This is a genomic window from Bacillus sp. 95MFCvi2.1, from assembly GCF_000374965.1.
Taxonomy (GTDB): domain Bacteria; phylum Bacillota; class Bacilli; order Bacillales; family Bacillaceae_G; genus Bacillus_A; species Bacillus_A pseudomycoides.
In genome coordinates this window covers 124,183-142,018 of sequence record NZ_KB895698.1, presented here as the reverse complement: position 1 = coordinate 142,018, position 17,836 = coordinate 124,183, and the positions used below count along the sequence as shown (strand labels likewise).

The following is a 17,836-nucleotide window of genomic DNA, read 5'->3' as shown; positions in this document are numbered from 1 at the left end:
CCTAAATGTAAGTTTATATTTTATTTTTTCTTAATAAGCTCTAATTCAATCGGAATGAATTTTTCCACTTTTTTACCTTGGTTCACTTGTCTGGCTGTTTCCATCGCTTTCTCTCCGATTAATTCTGGTTTTTGCGCAACAGTTGCTGTCATACGTCCGTCATTAACCGCTTTCACAGCATCATCTGTAGCATCAAATCCAACAACAACCACATCTGTTTTTCCAGCAGATTTTAATGCTTCCAGCGCACCTAATGCCATTTCATCATTATGAGCAAACACTGCTTTTATATCATTATTTGCCTGCAATATGTTTTCCATAACTGATAATCCTTTGGCACGGTCAAAGTCTGCGGCTTGCTTTGCAACAACTTTTAGTCCCTTATCGGCAACTTTATGGAATCCTTTCCCACGCTCACGAGCAGCGGATGATCCAGGAATCCCTTCTAACTCAGCAACATTTGCACCTTCACCAACAAGCTCACGAATGTAGTCACCAGCCATGCTTCCACCTTCTACATTATTTGATGCGATGTGTGAAACAACTTTTCCTGAGTTTGCAACACGATCTACTGTAATAACAGGGATGTTTGCTGCATTCGCTGCACTTACTGCTGAAGCAACTGCATCTGAATCTGTAGGGTTAATGACAACTACATCAACGCCTTTTTGAATTAAATCCTCAACATCATTCGTTTGCTTCGCTGCATCATTTTGTGCATCAACAGCAATTAACTCAATGCCACTATCTTTCGCCTTCTTTTCTGCCCCTTTTTTCAACGTAACGAAAAATGGATTGTTTAAAGTTGAAACAGAAAATCCAACTTTAATAGTTTTATTTCGACTTTTATCGCTAGAATCCTTCGCCCATTCCGGTGGTTCCATTGAACAACCAGCAGTGATTGCCATTATGAGTGCAACGAGTACAAGTAACCATTTTTTCATGAATTGTCCCTCCATTATGCTTCTTTTCGACGATCAATTAATACAGCAAGTAAGATCACAAGCCCTTTTACAACTTGTTGGAAGAAAGAAGATACACCTAATAAATTTAGACCGTTATTTAGTACACCGATAATCAGTACACCAATGAACGTGCCGACAATCCAACCTCTTCCACCAGAAAGACTTGTTCCTCCTAATACAACTGCAGCAATTGCATCTAATTCGTAAGAAGAACCAGCAGTTGGCTGTGCAGAATCTAAGCGTGATGTTAACACAATACCCGCAAGCGCTGCCAGAATTCCAGAAAGACCATAAATCATTACTTTTATTCTTGTTACATTAATACCTGATAATGCCGCTGCTTCTTCATTTCCACCAATTGCAAAAGTACGGCGACCAAATGTTGTCTTCTTTAAAATAAAGTACAATGCAGCAAAAGCAATCATCATCGTTACAGCTGGTACGGGAATACCAAGGAAGTAACCACGGCCAAACATTTGAAACATTAAGTGATCACCAAGGCCAGTGATCGGACGTCCGTCCATATAAACAAGCGTGAGTCCTCGGAAAATGGTCATTGTTGCTAATGTCGCAATAAATGGTGCCACTTTTCCTTTCGCAATGATGATACCGTTTACAATTCCCATTACAAGCCCAGCCAATAATCCAACTGCCATTGCAAGGAACGGATCCATGCCACTTGTCATCATTCCAGCAACAAGTGCACTTGATAATGCTAAAATAGAACCTACCGATAAGTCAATACCCCCAGTTAAAATAACGAAGGTCATTCCAAATGCAATGAGTGCATTAATCGATACTTGGCGTAAAATATTAAATAAATTTGGTATTTCAATAAATGCTGGATTTAATGCTGTAATAACTACAATAATCAGTGCCAATCCAATTAAAGAACCTAGCTGCTGCAATATATTCCCCTTTTTAGCCATAACTTACTCTCCCCCTGTAGCTAATGCCATAATGGACTCTTGTGTTGCTTTATCTTTCTCTAAAATACCGCCTACTTTTCCTTCATGAATAACAAGGACACGATCGCTCATTCCTAAAACTTCTGGAAGTTCGGATGAAACCATAATAACCGCATCCCCCTGCTTTGTAAGCTTGTTCATAATAGAGTAAATTTCTTTTTTTGCTCCAACATCAACGCCCCGTGTTGGTTCATCTAAAATTAACAGCTGCGGATGGATTCCTAGCCATTTTGCAATAACAATCTTTTGTTGATTTCCACCAGAAAGTGATTTGACGGCTTGTTCACCATTTGCCGCTTTTACATTGAGAAGCTTCATCATATCCTCTGTGAACTGTGCTTCTACTCCTTTATCCATCACACTACCTTTTGAGAGACTTTCTAGATTTGGCAATGCTAAATTTTCACGAATAGAAAAATCTAAGACAAGCCCTTCTGATTTTCGATCTTCTGTAATAAAGGCAATTCGCTGCCGTATTGCATCAATTGGACTATCAATTTTCACTTCTTGCCCATTCATAAATATTTGGCCCGAATCTAACGGTTCATGTCCAAATATCGCCTTCATAATATCAGTGCGGCCAGCTCCCATTAATCCAGCGACACCGAGAATTTCACCTTTTCTCACTTGAAACGAAATATTTTCAAACTTCCCTTTTTTCGTTGCGTTACGCATTTCAAAAATAACTTCACCGATCTTCGCATCGCGCTCCGGATAGCGCTCACCGATGCTGCGACCAACCATCATACTCACTACTTCATCAAATGATGTTTCTGGAATTAACCTCGTTCCAACATATTCCCCATCACGTAAAATCGTAATAGCATCACAAATAGAAAAGATTTCTTCCATGCGATGTGAAATGTAGACGAACGATACGCCTTCTTTACGTAATTTATTAATAACCGTAAAGAGTGTTTCAATTTCGCGGTCCGTTAAGGCTGCTGTCGGCTCGTCCATAATAATAACGCTCGCATTTGTCATTAAGGCCTTACCAATTTCAATAATTTGCTGCTGTCCAACTGATAATTCCCCAGCAAGCATAGCCCCTTTTACGTGAAGCCCAAGACTTGCTAATTGTTGCTGCGCTAACCCATTCATTTGCCGTGTACGTAAAATGCCTGTTTTGCCGTACATCAACTCTTTCCCAAGAAACATATTTTCAGCAACTGTTAAGTTCGGTAATATGTTCAGCTCTTGATGAATAAAAGCAATTCCGTATTCCTCAGCTTCTTTTGCGTTTTTAAATGTCCATTCTTGCCCATCAATCGTGACTTGACCACTATCTTTCGTATATACACCTGTTAAAATTTTCATGAGCGTTGATTTTCCCGCTCCATTTTCCCCCATCAGTGCATGGACTTCTCCTGTTTCAATACTAAACTGTGCGTTTTTTAAAACAGGATTACCATTGAACGCTTTTGAAATATTTTTCATTTCAATACGCATTCTCATCACATCCCTTTATTAAAAAATCACGCCGGCATGTAAAATAACATTCGCATATGGCGTTGCTTCTCCCGTACGAATAACTGCCTTTGCCCGTTTTGTGCGTTCTTTAAACTGTTCATGCGATACGTATTCAAAAGCAGCTTCTTTTAAACGTGCTTCAACTTCTCTGTTTACTTCTGCATTATTGATCGTAATCTCTTCTGCTAATGTTAGTTTTTCAACTGCCATGTCGTCTATCACAACTTGTAACACCTCTAGAAACGATGGTTTTCCAAGTTCTACAGCTAAATCAATTCGCTTTACACCATCTGGAATAGGTAAACCACAATCAGCAATCACAATTGTATCCGTATGTCCAAGGGAAGCAAGTACCGCAGCAATTTCACTATTTAATACACCATGCTTCTTCATCCAACAATCACCTGCACTTCTCTTACCTTTTCTCTTGTTGGCATACCACCTTGTGCCCCTAACTTTGTTACAGAAAGACCACCGGCAATGTTTGCAAAGCGGATTGCTTTTTGTAATGTCTCACCTTCGGAAAGTGCAACCGCTAATGCACCGTTAAAAGTATCACCTGCTCCTGTTGTATCCACTACTTCAACATCAATACTTGGTACATGAACAATCTCTGTACCATTATGGAAACGAACACCTTTCCCACCTTCTGTCATCAGTAACTTATTTGGATATTTCGCAAGTAACTCTTCAATTGGTGACGTAAAATCATCTAATACAATGCGGCATTCATGCTCATTCGGTGTAATATACGTCGCCTTTTCTAAAATATCTACTGGCAATACTTGTGCCGGAGCTGGATTTAACATAACCGGAATTTTGTGTTCTTCACAAATATCAAGAACGTATTCCACTGTTTCTAGCGGAATTTCCAGCTGAAGAACAACCATATCAGCTTTTACAAGAAGATCTTTCGCACGATCAACAATTTGTTCATTCACAAGACGATTTGCTCCTTGTACAACGACAATACTGTTGTCTTCTTCCGCTAAAACAATATGAGCAATTCCTGTCGTTTCATCTGTAACCGGTACCACATAGTCGATAAAAACACGGTCATTCTCTAAATTTTTTCTAACTAGTTTACCATAATCATCATTTCCTACAGCACCTACCATTGCCACATTTGCACCTAATCTAGCTGCAGCAACAGCTTGGTTTGCTCCTTTTCCTCCAGGCACTGTATGAAATGTTTCTCCAATCACTGTTTCTCCTGCTTTTGGTCGCTTTTTTGAAACAGCGACTAAATCCATTGAAATACTGCCGACTACTGCAATGTTTGGCATATATCTCATCTCCTTACTTCGTTGTATTTCGTTCTATAATTTCAATCGGTAAACGATAATGTTCGGTTTCTAATTGATTTCCTTCCATTTGCTCTAGCAATAATTCTGTTGCAATTCGTCCCATTTCATAAATAGGTTGTGCAACTGTTGTAAGAGATGGATACATCATTTCTGTTAAAGAAATACCATCAAATCCAATAATTTGTAAATCATCTGGAATGGAAATTCCTTTTTGTAATGCCGCTTTCACTACCCCAATGGCAATCAAATCATTTCCAGCTACAATGCCATCGATATGCGGATACTCTTCTAACAATTCCATTGCCACACATTCGCTATCTGCCGGATCAAACGTACTTTCTGCAATCATATAAGAAAGCCCATATTGCGTAATAACATCTACAAAACCTTCAAAACGCTCATTTGCTGTACTCACATCGCGCGGTCCACGAATATGCGCAATATGTTGACACCCTTTTTCTAACAGTAACTTTGTTGCTTCTTGACTTCCCGCATAGTTATCTGCATATACCGTCGGAATACGCTCATTAAACATGCGGTCAATTGCCACAACTGGCACAGACAAGTTCATGTAATTCATACTATTTTGTGGGTTCGTTGCCACAATAAACCCATCAACATTATTTTGTCTGAGCACATCAATATATTGTTTCTCTTTCTCTAAACTTTCATCAGAATTACAAAGTACAACTGTGTATCCTTGCTTATGTGCTACATCCTCTACGGCACGTGCAACTTCTGGAAAGAATGGATTCACGATATTTGGAACAACCAAACCAATTAAGCGAGATTTTTTATTATATAAAGAACGTGCTACTGTACTAGGCTTATAATCCAACAGTTCAATTGCTCGTTCCACTTTTTTTAATGTATCTTCGTGAACATATCCGTTCTTATTTAACACCCTGGAAACGGTCGCAACAGATACTCCCGCTAATTTCGCAACATCTTTAATCGTACTCATTCTCTTCCCTCTCCATTTCATGTAACCGTTTACAGAAAATAATATAACTCATTTACAAAAATACGTCAATCATTTATAACTAAAAAAGATTATATGTTATACACTAAAAAAGCACCACCATAAGGCGATGCTTTTTTCTTATTATGAGTAAGATACGTTTGTATCTTTCTCTTCTACTTCAGTAGCAGGTTCTTCTGCACCTTTTTTACGATTAGAAAGCTTAATTTTTTGTAAGAAGATTGTAAATACGGCACCAACTACGATAAAGACTAATCCTGTTAGGAATACACTATGAAGTGAATCCACTAAAGATGTTTTCAAAATTGGTACAATGCTATTTGAGAATGCTTCTGGCATTTGTTTTAATGCTTCTGGGCTAAATAGCATAGAATATAAACTTTGTGGATCTGTATGAATCATATCTTTAAACTTCGTTACCATTTGTCCCGCTTCTGCTGGGAATGTATCTAGTACAGGAACTAATTTATTTGTCAATGTTGTACCTGACGTATTATTCATAATAGAACCTAAAATCGTAATTCCGAACGTCCCACCGATTTGACGGAAGAACTGACTTGAAGATGTTACAACTCCAAGATCCTTTTTCGGGAAACTTTCTTGTAATGCTAATGTTAATGTCGGCATTACAAGACCCATTCCTAAACCGATAATCATCATATATGATGTTGCAATAAGTTTAGTTGTATGCATATCCATTGTTGTTAATAACCAAAAACCGCCAGCCATAATGAGCATACCTGTAATAATTTGTGGTTTTACGCCTACCTTTAATACAAGCTGACCACCAATAATACTCATCACAATCATCGTAATCATCATTGGTGTCATTATCGTTCCAGATTCAGCCGCACTTACGCCAACAATACCTTGCATAAAGAATGGAACGAACATAATTGCACCAAACATTCCAATACTCATAAAGAAACCAATTGCATTTAATAGTGTAAATGTACGGTTTTTAAAGAAATGCATTGGTAAAATTGGTTCTTCCGCCTTCGTTTCAACAATGATGAAGCTTACTATACCAATGATAGCAAGTGCAAATAATCCAATGATTTGCCAAGAATCCCAAGCATAGTCTTTCCCGCCAAACGTTAGTGCAAGTAATAAAGTCACAACACCAAGAATCATCGTGAAAATACCAGCGATATCAATTTTAATTGGACCTGTTTGTTTATGTCCTTTTAATCCCATTGCAATAAAGATTGTCGCCAAAATACCGACTGGCAAGTTGATATAGAATACCCATCTCCAGTTGACAGCATCAACAATCCAACCGCCCACTTGCGGTCCAATTACGGAAGCAAGACCATATAACGCTCCAAAGATTCCTTGCCATTTCGCACGTTCTTTCCCTGTAAACATATCCCCGATAATAATCATCGCCATTGGCATCATAATACCGCCACCAAGCCCTTGAATACCACGGAAAATAATTAACTCAGTCATACCATTCGCCATACCGCAAAGTGCTGAACCAACCATAAAAATGATTAATCCTGTAATATATACGTTACGACGTCCTAATAAATCCGCTAACTTACCTGCAATTGGTACAACTGTTGTTGATGTTAACATATATGCCGTTGTTAACCATGTCATTAAACTTAATCCGCCTAGATCGCCAACAATTCGCGGCATTGCTGTACCAACGATTGTTCCATCTAATGCAGCAAATAACATGGCAATAACTAGACCGATTAACAACAGCTTTCTATTCTGATTTTCTTGTTGCTCCATGTAATCTCCTCAATTCCTTTTAGTTTGTCTCTTTCTTCTCAGATTCCCCGCAAATAATTACCTCTAACTTTTCAAATAAGCGTAGTAAATCTTCTCTCTCTTGTAATTCTAACTGTGAGAAGTATTTTGCAATATGCTTATTACGAGCAGTCATTGCCTCTTCTACTACATCTTTCCCCTTCTTCGTCAGCTCAATTACAACAACACGACGATCTTCTTTGTCATGGTAGCGCAGTACCAATTCTTGATCGATTAACCGATCGATCATCACTGTAATTGCGCTTGGTTTCACATACATTTTCTTCGCCAATTTCGTTGCTCTTGATGCACCGTAATGGTCTAAAATTTTTAAAATATAAAATTGCGGTGGTGTAAGTCCTGATGCTTGCATTTGTTCTAGTAACTCCGTTTGCATTTTCTTTCCTATAGAGAATGCTAAAGCCTGAATTCTATCAATATGAGTCATATCATTTGGCATGTTATCCACCTCTTATTTAAACAATAAAATATTTAACGTATTTAAATATTAAACCCTATAATTAATTTCGTCAATAATTTTATTTTGTAAAAACGTTTACATTTTTGTCGCAAAGTTGTATAATTTTTGACCAAGTTAATATTGACAGTCATGGGGAATGAGAGTATAAAGACTATGTCATAAAACGTTTTCAATAATAGAGGAGGATTTTTAGGTTATGTTTTTAACTCAGTTGTTTAAACCTGCGCCGCATACAGAGCGCTTACCTGCTGATCGCATTGATAGCGAATACCGCAAACTGCGCTTACAAGTATTTTTAGGCATTTTCATTGGCTATGCAGGTTACTACCTTGTTCGCAAAAACTTTTCACTGGCTATGCCTTATCTTGTTGAACAAGGATTTAGCAAAGGTGAACTTGGAGTTATCCTTTCTGCTGTATCCATTGCATATGGCTTAAGTAAATTTATTATGGGGATTGTCTCCGACCGTTGTAACCCCCGCTACTTCTTAGCGGCAGGACTATTTTTATCCGGTATCATTAATATTATCTTTGGTTCATTCTCTTTTATTACAACAAGTATTTTGCTTATGTTTGTTCTTCAATTTTTAAATGGTTGGGTACAAGGTATGGGCTGGCCTCCATGTGGCCGCACAATGGTTCATTGGTTCTCTATTAGTGAACGCGGTACAAAAATGTCCATTTGGAACGTTGCCCACAATGTTGGTGGCGGACTTATGGGACCACTCGTAACATTAGGACTATTCTTATTTGCTGGTAGCTGGCAAAGCATTTTCTACTTCCCAGGTATTTTTGCAATTTTAGTTGGGATCTATGTATTAATTGTAATGCGCGATACACCGCAATCTTGTGGATTACCACCTATTGAAGAATATACGGGTGAATATCCTTCAGATGAAAGAGTAAAAGATCGTGAACGCGAACTTTCGGTAAAGGAAATTTTATTTACTTATGTACTAAACAACAAATTTTTATGGTACATCGCTATAGCTAACGTATTCGTATACTTCGTACGCTACGGTGTTGTAGACTGGGCACCTACTTATTTAGTAGAAGAAAAAAACTTTACTCATAATAGTTCTCGTACAGCATACGCATTATACGAATTTGCTGGTATTCCGGGCACACTCCTTTGCGGATGGATGAGCGATAAATTATTTAAAGGGCGCCGTGCCCCTGCTGGTATTTTATTCATGGTTGGTGTATTCATTGCTGTTCTTGTTTATTGGTTAAATCCGGCTGGTCATCCAATCATCGATAGCATCGCACTAGTGGCAATTGGCTTCTTAATTTATGGACCAGTTATGCTCATTGGATTACATGCCCTTGACTTAGCACCAAAGAAAGCCGCTGGAACAGCTGCTGGTTTAACAGGTTTCTTCGGTTACCTGGGCGGTGCTGCATTTGCTAGTGCTGCAATGGGCTTTATTGTAGATGCTTTCGGATGGAACGGCGGTTTCATTCTATTACTTACATCTTGTGTACTTGCGATTGTATTCCTTGCTCTAACTTTAAACACAGGATCTTCAAAATCACAACAAGCTTAAACGGAGGTTTTTCTTAAAAACTTCTATAAGATACAGTGAAAAGCTTTAATCAGTGGGGAACAAAAGCTGAAGTAAAGAAATAAAATAGCTCTTAGCATTCAGATATATGCTAAGAGCTATTTTTTATTTATGTCTAGTGATATTGTCTTGCAGCCTATAACAATCATTTCCCTTCTATTTACAACATTACTTTTATAAAAACATCTGCTGAAACATTTTCATAGCAATAGCCAATGTCACCGAAGTAGTAAATCCCCCTAAACAAATAAGACTCACTCCTTGACTATATGTTAAACTTTGAAATGCTTTCATTTCTTACATCCCCCATTCTTTCCCTTTGATGATTACATCATATCAATGGAGGAAATTTCAAAACATCGATTTCCCTAACAACAGTCTTACAATTTTGTAAGATTTATCTCAAAAAAACAGACAACATTTCTGCTGCCTGTTACTTCACGATCATCACCGGACATTTCACTCGTTTTGCTATTTTATGACTTACACTACCAAGTACCATTTCTTGCAATGTATTCAATCCCCTGCTCCCCACTATTACAAGATCAATGTCTCCTGTATTTACATATTGCACAAGTGTATTTCCTGGATCACCATGTAAAATCGTAATTTTATAAGAAACTCCTTCTTGCTGTAATAAAATCTCAATTTCTTTTAATCTATCTTTTCGACTAGCTGAAATTGTTTCTATATTTGTTTGTCCCTGTATAATATCTGATTTTGCTGTTCTACTATCTACTACGTATACAACTTCAACGGTTACTTCCTTACTCAATGTAGAAATATGTACGGCATGTTTTGCTGCGCGTATTGCGTGTTCTGAACCATCACATGCTAATATAATTTGCTTGTACATCTTCTGAAACCCCTTTCATCATCATACTCGTATTATAATACAAAAAGAACCTTTTCGGTCCTTCGAAAAGGTTCTTCCTATTTAACGAACAGCTTGTTTCGCCAATTTTGTAACAAGCTCTGAACTACGCTCATTTAATCCCGTTATGTTTACTTTCACACCATTTTTCTCATACTTCACTACAACTTTATCAACCGCAGCCACAGCTGAATCATCCCATACATGGGCGTGTGTAAAATCAATTTCTACTTCTGTCACATCTTCTTTAAACTGAAATACATTTATAAATTCTGTAGTCGATGCAAAGAAGAGTTATCCGTGAACAGCGTATATCTTTTTCTCACCAACATAAGAATGTTTCACGTGAATCTTTGCCATATTTGCTGCGAATAAAACTGCACTTATTACTGTACCAATCATAACACCAAGAGCTAGATTATGTGTAACAAGATAACACTCCTCTACTTTTCTTATTTTTTGATTTTCTCCGTAAGAAAATCGGGCCGATTGCACGAGTGCTGTTATATAACGAATGTCAGATTTTTTGCTATAAAAAACTTTCCCAAATGAAAAGACGCTGCATCATGCAACGTCTTTTCTCTTAATGTCCACCGTGTCCCCCACCATTTTCTTGAACAATCTCTAACTTCTCGTCAAGTATTCCTTGCGTTTCAAACGAAATATTCTCTGTATTTCCTAATAGAAAACCGTGGTTATATGGCCCGAGCGTTGGATCATCTTTAAATTTTGGTTGAATCGTAGCTAATAAATCATATACTGGCTGTGAAACCTTCCCTTTATCTAATAATAGAACAGGTGCATGTTTCCCCATATGTGAAAACGGCGCTCCAGCAATTGCTAAATCGGGAGTTTCTGTTGAAACAAATGATACGCCGTGCCCTGGTTTTGTGAATCCCCATCCAAATTGTGTTTTCTTATCTTTAAACTTTGCAAAAGCGATTGAGTTTTCTGTTGGATTTTCTCCGCTAATGCGCGTTACTTTTCCATGCTTACTTAACTGTTTTTCTACCTCTTTTGAAATAATTTTTTCAGGTCCTAAAAGATATATATTTGCTTTCCCTTTTCTTGCTTTCAACGCTTCTATTGTAGCCTCAGGTACTTTATCTTTTGCTACATATAAAAGAGGTTCAGGCATATGAGCAATCCAATTCACAGCAGGTGTTGTATATAAGCGTCCTTCTTCTTCAGACGAACCGATAATGACACTTTCTGGGTACTTCCCTGTTATGTCTGCATATTCTTTATCAACATCTTTCGCAAAATTTGCTGAATCCGTTTCTTTTATTTGCTTTATTTTATATTCTTTCAGTTGATTTAATATGGAAGATTCTACATCTCCCATCACCATAATTTGTGTTCCATCTTTTGTTCCAAGTGGGTTTAACCGCTTGATTTCTTTTAACGTCGCCTCTGGAATACTTTCTTTATTCATAAATAAAATAGGTCCATTGTTTGGATGATGAATGAGATCCGCACTAGCAATTCCAAGTTGCCACTGATTAGCTGGTACTAAAATCACCGCTCCTGGTTGGTTCTCTTTGTGAGTCGCTGGCCATATTGTTTGTGATGTTAATACTGCCATTTGAACAGGATCATTTGTGTTTAATCGTGTTACATTTTTTAAACTTGTTGTTAATAAATCTCTAGATGCTCCAGTATTCATTTCTTTCGGTGGCAACGCTGCATGATGCACCTTCATATCTTTTTGCTGCTCATTTTTCTTCTCTTTTGTAGATTCATGATTTTCATGCTCTGTATTTGCTTGTCCACACGCTGCAAGTCCAAGTACAGCAACTATTGTCATACTCAAAACTCGAGTTGCTTTTTTCACTATATCGCCTCCATACCCATCATGTTTGAGCCTATAATCTTTACCTAAAATGTAAATTTCAACTATACAATAACAAGCAATTCTGAAGAAATTATGCAGATGCATGATAATCTGCACCATTTCTTCAGGATTTTGCATTACACTTTTAGTAGTGAATACAAATACGGAGGATATTATATGATGGATATACTACTTGTAGATGATGAACCACGTATGCTCGAATTATTAACGCTTTATCTTACTCCTAGAGGATATAACTGCGTTTGTGCGACTTCTGGACAAGAAGCTATTTCTTATATAGAAAACCAAAGTTTTAAGTTTGTTCTTCTCGATATTATGATGCCGAAAATGGATGGTTGGGAAACATGTAACAGAATTCGTTCGTTTAGTAACGTTCCTATTATTATGGTAACCGCACGCGATCAGCCGATTGATGTTATTCAAGGATTAAAAATCGGGTCTGATGATTATATAACAAAACCTTTTCATGAAGGTGAACTATTAGCACGTATTGAAGCAGTATTACGGCGCAGTAATCAACATGAGCAACTACGATATAAAGGAATTTTGTGGGATGAAGCGAAACACTTTATCTCCGTTTATGAACAAGAACTCCTTCTTACACCAATTGAATTTTCTTTACTTGGTTTATTTCTACGTCACGTGAACTACGTATTAAGTCGCGATCAGCTTATTGAGCGGATTTGGGGACTAGATACAAATACAGAGGATCGCACAGTGGATTCTCATATTCGTAACTTACGTGATAAATTGCGAAAGAACAATTTTCCAATTGACGAACATTTAAAAACTGTGTATGGAGTTGGCTACCGGTGGATTGACGCTGAAAATCAAGGAGTTACGCGATGAAACGAATTTCTGTTCAACTCGGATTTTACTTTTTAATTGTTACGCTTTTAATCGAAACCGTCCTATTTGTTTTACTCTATTATAGCCTTGTCAATACGAGGGTAAATGAGGAAATGACAGCATTATTAAAACGTGGAAATAGCCACCGAGATGTACTTGAGAAATATTTTGATTTCCAAACAATCTCTCATGTCGCTTTAATGGAGTCAGAGGCTGAAACAAAAGTTATTATTACAAACGCTCAGAAAAAAATATTAGCAAAATCTAATGATATAGATTCCACTATAAAGAGGCACATTATTGGAATGATAGCAAATACGAACCATAATGGAACGATCGTGGAGAACCACTGGAAAACTTCCAATTATATATGCACAGTTAGTCCAATAATAATAGAAGGAAAAACGCAAGGTTATGTTTATATGTTTCTTGGCACAAGTTCTATTAAAGAAATGATTACAGGTCTTACAAAACAATTTCTTGTTGCTGGTGTTGTTACATTTATTTTAACAGTCATTACGATATTTCTTCTATCGCGTCTGTTAACAAAACCACTTCTCCGTATGAAGCATGCTACTGAAAAAATGAGTCATGGTGATTTATCCGTATCTCTAACTAGTACTCGAAATGATGAAATTGGTGAACTTGCAGGGTCTATCCAAACGCTCGCGAATGATTTACATTATATGAAAAAAGAACGCAGTGAATTTCTAGCAAGTGTCGCTCATGAACTAAGAACACCGCTAACTTATGTGAGGGGATATGCAGATATCGCCATGAAAAACAGTACACCTCCTGAGCAGCGCCAAAAATATTTATCAATTATAAAAGATGAAGCTGATTATATTACAAATTTAGTACAGGACTTATTCTTGCTTGCTCAAATGGAAAAACATAATTTTTCTATTCAAGCAAAGGAAGTACACTTGCAAACCTTTCTTTCTCGCATTGTTACAAAAGTGAATATAATGTATGAAGCAAAACATATCATTGTTTCTTCAACATGTCCTTCTTCACTTTCTATAGCTCTTGATGAACAAAGGTTTGAACAAGTTATCATCAATATATTAAATAATGCGTATGTACACTCACCTGAACATTCTCGAATTACCATTTCCGTTACAGAGCATAAAACACAACTTGAAATTGCCATCCAAGATACAGGAGAAGGAATTCCAGAAGAAGATATCCCACACATTTTCGAACGATTTTATCGCGTCGATAAAGCAAGATCTCGTTCAACTGGTGGAACTGGATTAGGACTTGCCATTGTAAAAGAAATAGTCGAACTACATGGCGGAGAAATTACTGTTACAAGTGAAGTAAATCAAGGTTCTTGCTTTACTATGTCATTGCCAATCAGTATGTGAAAAAGCTTAAGAGAATTTCTCTTAAGCTTTTTCGCACATTATTTGCTCTACAAAAGTTTATTCACCAATCAACTCAATTGTTTCTGTAATTTTTATACTATCCTTCACAGATTGAGCAATCGTACAATTCTTCACCGCAAGCTCTAACGCTTTTTCTAACTGTACCTGTGTAATTCCTTCTGCTTTTATTTTATAGTGCAAATGAAGACTTTCTACCGGCCTTGGTAAAACTTCGCTTCTTCCAATTTCAGTTTCAATTGTAAACGTATCGTATGTAATACGCTTCTTTTCTAAAATTGTCCGAAATACAATTGCACTGCACCCTGCAATAGAGGAAACGAATAACTCTAACGGTGTATATCCACTTTCTTTTCCAATAGACAATTGACCATGTGAAAGTTCTGTCTCAATATCATCATGCTTGATTGTTAGTTTCATACGTTGTTCCCATCTCCACTTTCGTAATTTGCTTCCGTTTCTTATTTATATAATAATACACGTAACAGAAAATGATAAATGGAATGCCGCAATATAGCGCCATACGCTGTTCTGGAATGAATGCTAAACTAATAACAACAATGCTATTTGTAATTAACGCTAAAATAGGAACAATTGGATATAACGGTGTTCTATATTTTAAATCTTCTACTTTTCCGCCTTGCTTTACATACTGACTTCTAAATCGAAGTTGTGATAAAGCAATGATAATCCAACTTGCAACTGCAGATAAACCAGCAACAGATAATAAATAAATATATACTGTATCCTCTGCCAAAAAGCTTGTTAGTAAAGATAATGCCGCTACTGCGATTGTAACTACTAATGCCGTAATCGGAATACCGCGTTTATTTACCTTTTTGAAGGAAGTTGGTGCCATTCCTTCATTTGCAAGTGACCATAGTATACGCGTCGCCGCATATAATCCTGAATTTGCTACAGATAATAAAGCAGTGATAATAACGAAGTTCATAATATCTGCTGCATATGGAATACCGATCTTATCAAATACAACAACGAATGGGCTTTCAATAACCCCTGCATCTTTCCATGAAATTAAACCTACTAAAATCGTCATTGTTAAAATAAAGAACAACATAATGCGCCATACTGTATTACGAATTGCACGTGGGATTGTTTTTTCCGGTTCTTGACTCTCTCCTGCTGCAATCCCAATTAACTCTGTTCCTTGGAAGGAAAAATTAACTGTAATCATTGTAAGAAGCACAGCAACCAGTCCATTCGGGAACAATCCACCATCGCTCACAAAGTTAGAAAAAAGAGGCGCTGCTTCTTTTCCGTCATACGGTAAAAAACCAAATAACGCACTACCACCAAGAACAACAAATGCAATAATTGTAATTACTTTAATACTTGAGAACCAAAATTCTAATTCAGCATAACTCTTTGCTGAGATAGCATTTGACATATATAAAATAACTCCAAATACAAGACACCATACCCAAACATCTACAGTTGGAAACCATCTTTTCATCATTAAGCCGATAGACGTTAACTCTAAACCAACTGTAACTGCCCATCCAAGCCAATAAAGCCATCCAATCATAAATCCTGTTCCTGGACCGATAAACTTCGTCGCATATTTTTGGAAAGAACCAGAAACCGGCATCGCTACCGTTAGCTCACCAAGGCAAAGCATTGTTAAATACATAATAAATCCACCGACTAAATAAGAAAGGATCGCTCCTCCTGGTCCTGCTTGGTTAATGGTATATCCTGATCCAAGAAAAAAACCTGTTCCAATTACACCTCCAAGTGCAATCATAAATAAATGTCTACTCTTCATCGTACGATGTAATTTCTCATTCGTTGTTTGCTGCATCGTAATCCTCCCCTACAAGTACCCTCTATCTCTTTTTAAAATTTTCTGATAATAAAAATATACACGAAAGCGGTTACAATTTCTATATAAAATTAAAACTTTTCTGATAAAATATAATGTTTTTTCATCTATCTTACAATTACACTATTAAAAAACCAAATATCTTCCAAACCCCAACTTTTAAACTATGTAAAAAACATAAAAAAACTCTCACATCTCATTTCATGTAAGAGTTAACGGCTTTCTAATTTCCTAGACACAAGTGATAAACTGTAGTTGACAACAAAATACATACAAGCAACAAGTAGTAATGTAGGAATCATATAGTTTACGTTTTGTCCATTAATAATTTGGGCATTATGCATGAGTTCTGGCAAGGAGATAACAACCGCTAGTGACGTATCTTTTAATAACGAGATAAATTGACTGACGAGCGGTGGTACCATTCGTCTCAATGCTTGCGGTAAAATAATATGCCAAAGTGTTTGGGTATATGATAATCCAGACGCGCGCGCTGCTTCAATTTGTCCTTTTTCAATCGATAATAAACCACTGCGAACAATTTCTGATATCATCGCTGCTTCAAATATCGTTAAAGCAACAATTGCTGCCGTTATAATCTCTAATTTCAGCCCAGCTTCTGGGAGTGCAAAATATGTAAAGAAGATGATTAAAAGCAGTGGTAAATTTCGAATAATTTCAACGATAAAAGCTAGTAACTGTGATACGACTGGTATTTTTGCATATCGCAAAGTCCCCACTATACTACCAATAATAAAACTAAGTAAAATCGCTACAACAGCTATTTCTAATGTAACAAGTAGCCCTTTTAATAAAAATAAAACATGATCGCCTGTATAAGCACCTCGAAAATCCATTTACACCGCTCCTTTCGCTAAGCGTTTCTCAAAATAACGCACAAGCATACTAAGCGGTACAGTCAATAATAAATAAAACATACCAACAAATATATACACATCAAATGTAACAAATGTTCTTGTTGAAATTAAATCTCCTTGATACATCAAATCTGCTCCAGCAATAATGCCAAGGATAGATGAGTTCTTTACTAAATTGAGAAATTGATTACCTAATGGCGGAATTACTATTTTAATAGCTTGTGGTAAAACGATATAATACATCGCTTGCACGTACGTTAAGCCAGAAGAACGTGCTGCTTCCATCTGTCCTTTCGGAACTGACAAGATTCCAGCTCGAATTGCTTCTGCAATAAATGCGGCTGTATAGATTGTAAGTGCAGCCGTACCAGCAATAAAACCATTTAATGTAACACCCATTACCGGAAAAGCAAAATAAAATACAAACGCAATTAAAACAAGTGGAATATTTCGAATGAATTCTACATAAGCTGCGCCAAACCAATTCAAAACTCGAATGGGTGCAATTCGCATCACTGCCATAATCGTACCAAGAATGAAACTCCCAATCAGTGCAACAATGCTGGACATCACTGTATATTTAAATCCTTCTAAATACAAATCAAGATTGTTTGTAAGAATAGAAAAATCAGGCAAATGCTCCCCCTCTTT

At 37.0% G+C, this 17,836-nt stretch carries 18 protein-coding genes and 1 pseudogene; 3 read left to right on the top strand and 16 right to left on the bottom strand.

Features of this window, described 5'->3' with window-relative positions; all coding sequences use genetic code 11:
- Positions 1-20: 20 nt before the first annotated feature.
- The 8 genes from rbsB to C568_RS0114465 form a co-directional block, all read right to left on the bottom strand.
- Positions 21-944 carry a ribose ABC transporter substrate-binding protein RbsB gene (gene rbsB / locus C568_RS0114500; protein ID WP_018765552.1) on the bottom strand — a complete coding sequence of 308 codons (924 nt, stop codon included), beginning with the start codon at positions 942-944 and terminating at the stop codon, positions 21-23.
- 14 nt (positions 945-958) lie between these two features.
- Positions 959-1,894, bottom strand: coding sequence for an ABC transporter permease subunit (locus C568_RS0114495; RefSeq protein ID WP_018781954.1), 936 nt, complete (start codon positions 1,892-1,894; stop codon positions 959-961).
- Positions 1,895-1,897: 3 nt separating this feature from the next.
- The gene (locus tag C568_RS0114490; RefSeq protein WP_018781953.1) at positions 1,898-3,382 is read right to left on the bottom strand and encodes a sugar ABC transporter ATP-binding protein; all 1,485 of its coding nucleotides are present in this window, start codon (positions 3,380-3,382) and stop codon (positions 1,898-1,900) included.
- A gap of 18 nt (positions 3,383-3,400) precedes the next feature.
- Entirely contained in the window at positions 3,401-3,796 is a 396-nt protein-coding gene (gene rbsD, locus C568_RS0114485) for a D-ribose pyranase (protein ID WP_018781952.1), read from the bottom strand.
- Positions 3,793-4,689, bottom strand: a complete 897-nt coding sequence (rbsK, locus tag C568_RS0114480; protein ID WP_018781951.1) for a ribokinase — start codon at positions 4,687-4,689, stop codon at positions 3,793-3,795. Before rbsK ends, rbsD begins: the two co-directional genes overlap by 4 nt.
- Before the next feature lie 13 nt (positions 4,690-4,702).
- Positions 4,703-5,674: a LacI family DNA-binding transcriptional regulator gene (locus C568_RS0114475; protein WP_018781950.1), complete on the bottom strand. Its 972-nt coding sequence runs from the start codon at positions 5,672-5,674 to the stop codon at positions 4,703-4,705.
- A 141-nt stretch (positions 5,675-5,815) separates the two neighbouring features.
- The gene (locus C568_RS0114470; RefSeq protein ID WP_006093539.1) at positions 5,816-7,435 is read right to left on the bottom strand and encodes an MDR family MFS transporter; all 1,620 of its coding nucleotides are present in this window, start codon (positions 7,433-7,435) and stop codon (positions 5,816-5,818) included.
- Positions 7,436-7,454: 19 nt separating this feature from the next.
- On the bottom strand, positions 7,455-7,913 hold the full coding sequence (locus tag C568_RS0114465) for a MarR family winged helix-turn-helix transcriptional regulator (protein ID WP_003195202.1): 459 nt from the start codon (positions 7,911-7,913) through the stop codon (positions 7,455-7,457).
- Between the two features lie 217 nt (positions 7,914-8,130).
- Here C568_RS0114465 and glpT point away from each other — a divergent pair, with 217 nt between their 5' ends.
- Positions 8,131-9,480 carry a glycerol-3-phosphate transporter gene (glpT, locus tag C568_RS0114460; RefSeq protein WP_006093537.1) on the top strand — a complete coding sequence of 450 codons (1,350 nt, stop codon included), beginning with the start codon at positions 8,131-8,133 and terminating at the stop codon, positions 9,478-9,480.
- Between the two features lie 192 nt (positions 9,481-9,672).
- Here the strand turns inward: glpT and C568_RS32995 are convergent, their stop codons facing one another.
- The 4 genes and pseudogenes from C568_RS32995 to C568_RS0114440 all read right to left on the bottom strand — a co-directional run bounded on the left by C568_RS32995 (position 9,673) and on the right by C568_RS0114440 (position 12,206).
- Entirely contained in the window at positions 9,673-9,792 is a 120-nt protein-coding gene (locus C568_RS32995) for a DUF4027 family protein (RefSeq protein WP_003195205.1), read from the bottom strand.
- A gap of 139 nt (positions 9,793-9,931) precedes the next feature.
- Complete coding sequence (locus tag C568_RS0114450) at positions 9,932-10,354, bottom strand: universal stress protein (protein WP_003195208.1); 423 nt, start codon at positions 10,352-10,354, stop codon at positions 9,932-9,934.
- Between the two features lie 81 nt (positions 10,355-10,435).
- Positions 10,436-10,804 (bottom strand): annotated as a pseudogene (locus C568_RS35440) (STAS domain-containing protein); the annotation flags it as partial.
- A 151-nt stretch (positions 10,805-10,955) separates the two neighbouring features.
- Complete coding sequence (locus tag C568_RS0114440; RefSeq protein WP_018781948.1) at positions 10,956-12,206, bottom strand: hypothetical protein; 1,251 nt, start codon at positions 12,204-12,206, stop codon at positions 10,956-10,958.
- A gap of 177 nt (positions 12,207-12,383) precedes the next feature.
- Between C568_RS0114440 and C568_RS0114435 the strand changes: the two genes are divergently transcribed.
- Positions 12,384-13,076, top strand: a complete 693-nt coding sequence (locus tag C568_RS0114435) for a response regulator transcription factor (protein ID WP_018781947.1) — start codon at positions 12,384-12,386, stop codon at positions 13,074-13,076.
- Entirely contained in the window at positions 13,073-14,446 is a 1,374-nt protein-coding gene (locus C568_RS0114430; protein WP_018781946.1) for a sensor histidine kinase, read from the top strand. Before C568_RS0114435 ends, C568_RS0114430 begins: the two co-directional genes overlap by 4 nt.
- Before the next feature lie 57 nt (positions 14,447-14,503).
- Here the strand turns inward: C568_RS0114430 and C568_RS0114425 are convergent, their stop codons facing one another.
- The 4 genes from C568_RS0114425 to C568_RS0114410 form a co-directional block, all read right to left on the bottom strand.
- Complete coding sequence (locus tag C568_RS0114425) at positions 14,504-14,884, bottom strand: OsmC family protein (RefSeq protein ID WP_018781945.1); 381 nt, start codon at positions 14,882-14,884, stop codon at positions 14,504-14,506.
- Entirely contained in the window at positions 14,862-16,286 is a 1,425-nt protein-coding gene (locus C568_RS0114420) for an amino acid permease (protein ID WP_018781944.1), read from the bottom strand. Before C568_RS0114420 ends, C568_RS0114425 begins: the two co-directional genes overlap by 23 nt.
- A gap of 233 nt (positions 16,287-16,519) precedes the next feature.
- On the bottom strand, positions 16,520-17,164 hold the full coding sequence (locus tag C568_RS0114415) for an amino acid ABC transporter permease (RefSeq protein WP_018781943.1): 645 nt from the start codon (positions 17,162-17,164) through the stop codon (positions 16,520-16,522).
- Positions 17,165-17,821, bottom strand: coding sequence for an amino acid ABC transporter permease (locus tag C568_RS0114410; RefSeq protein WP_026008548.1), 657 nt, complete (start codon positions 17,819-17,821; stop codon positions 17,165-17,167). It lies immediately after the preceding gene.
- Positions 17,822-17,836: the final 15 nt, after the last annotated feature.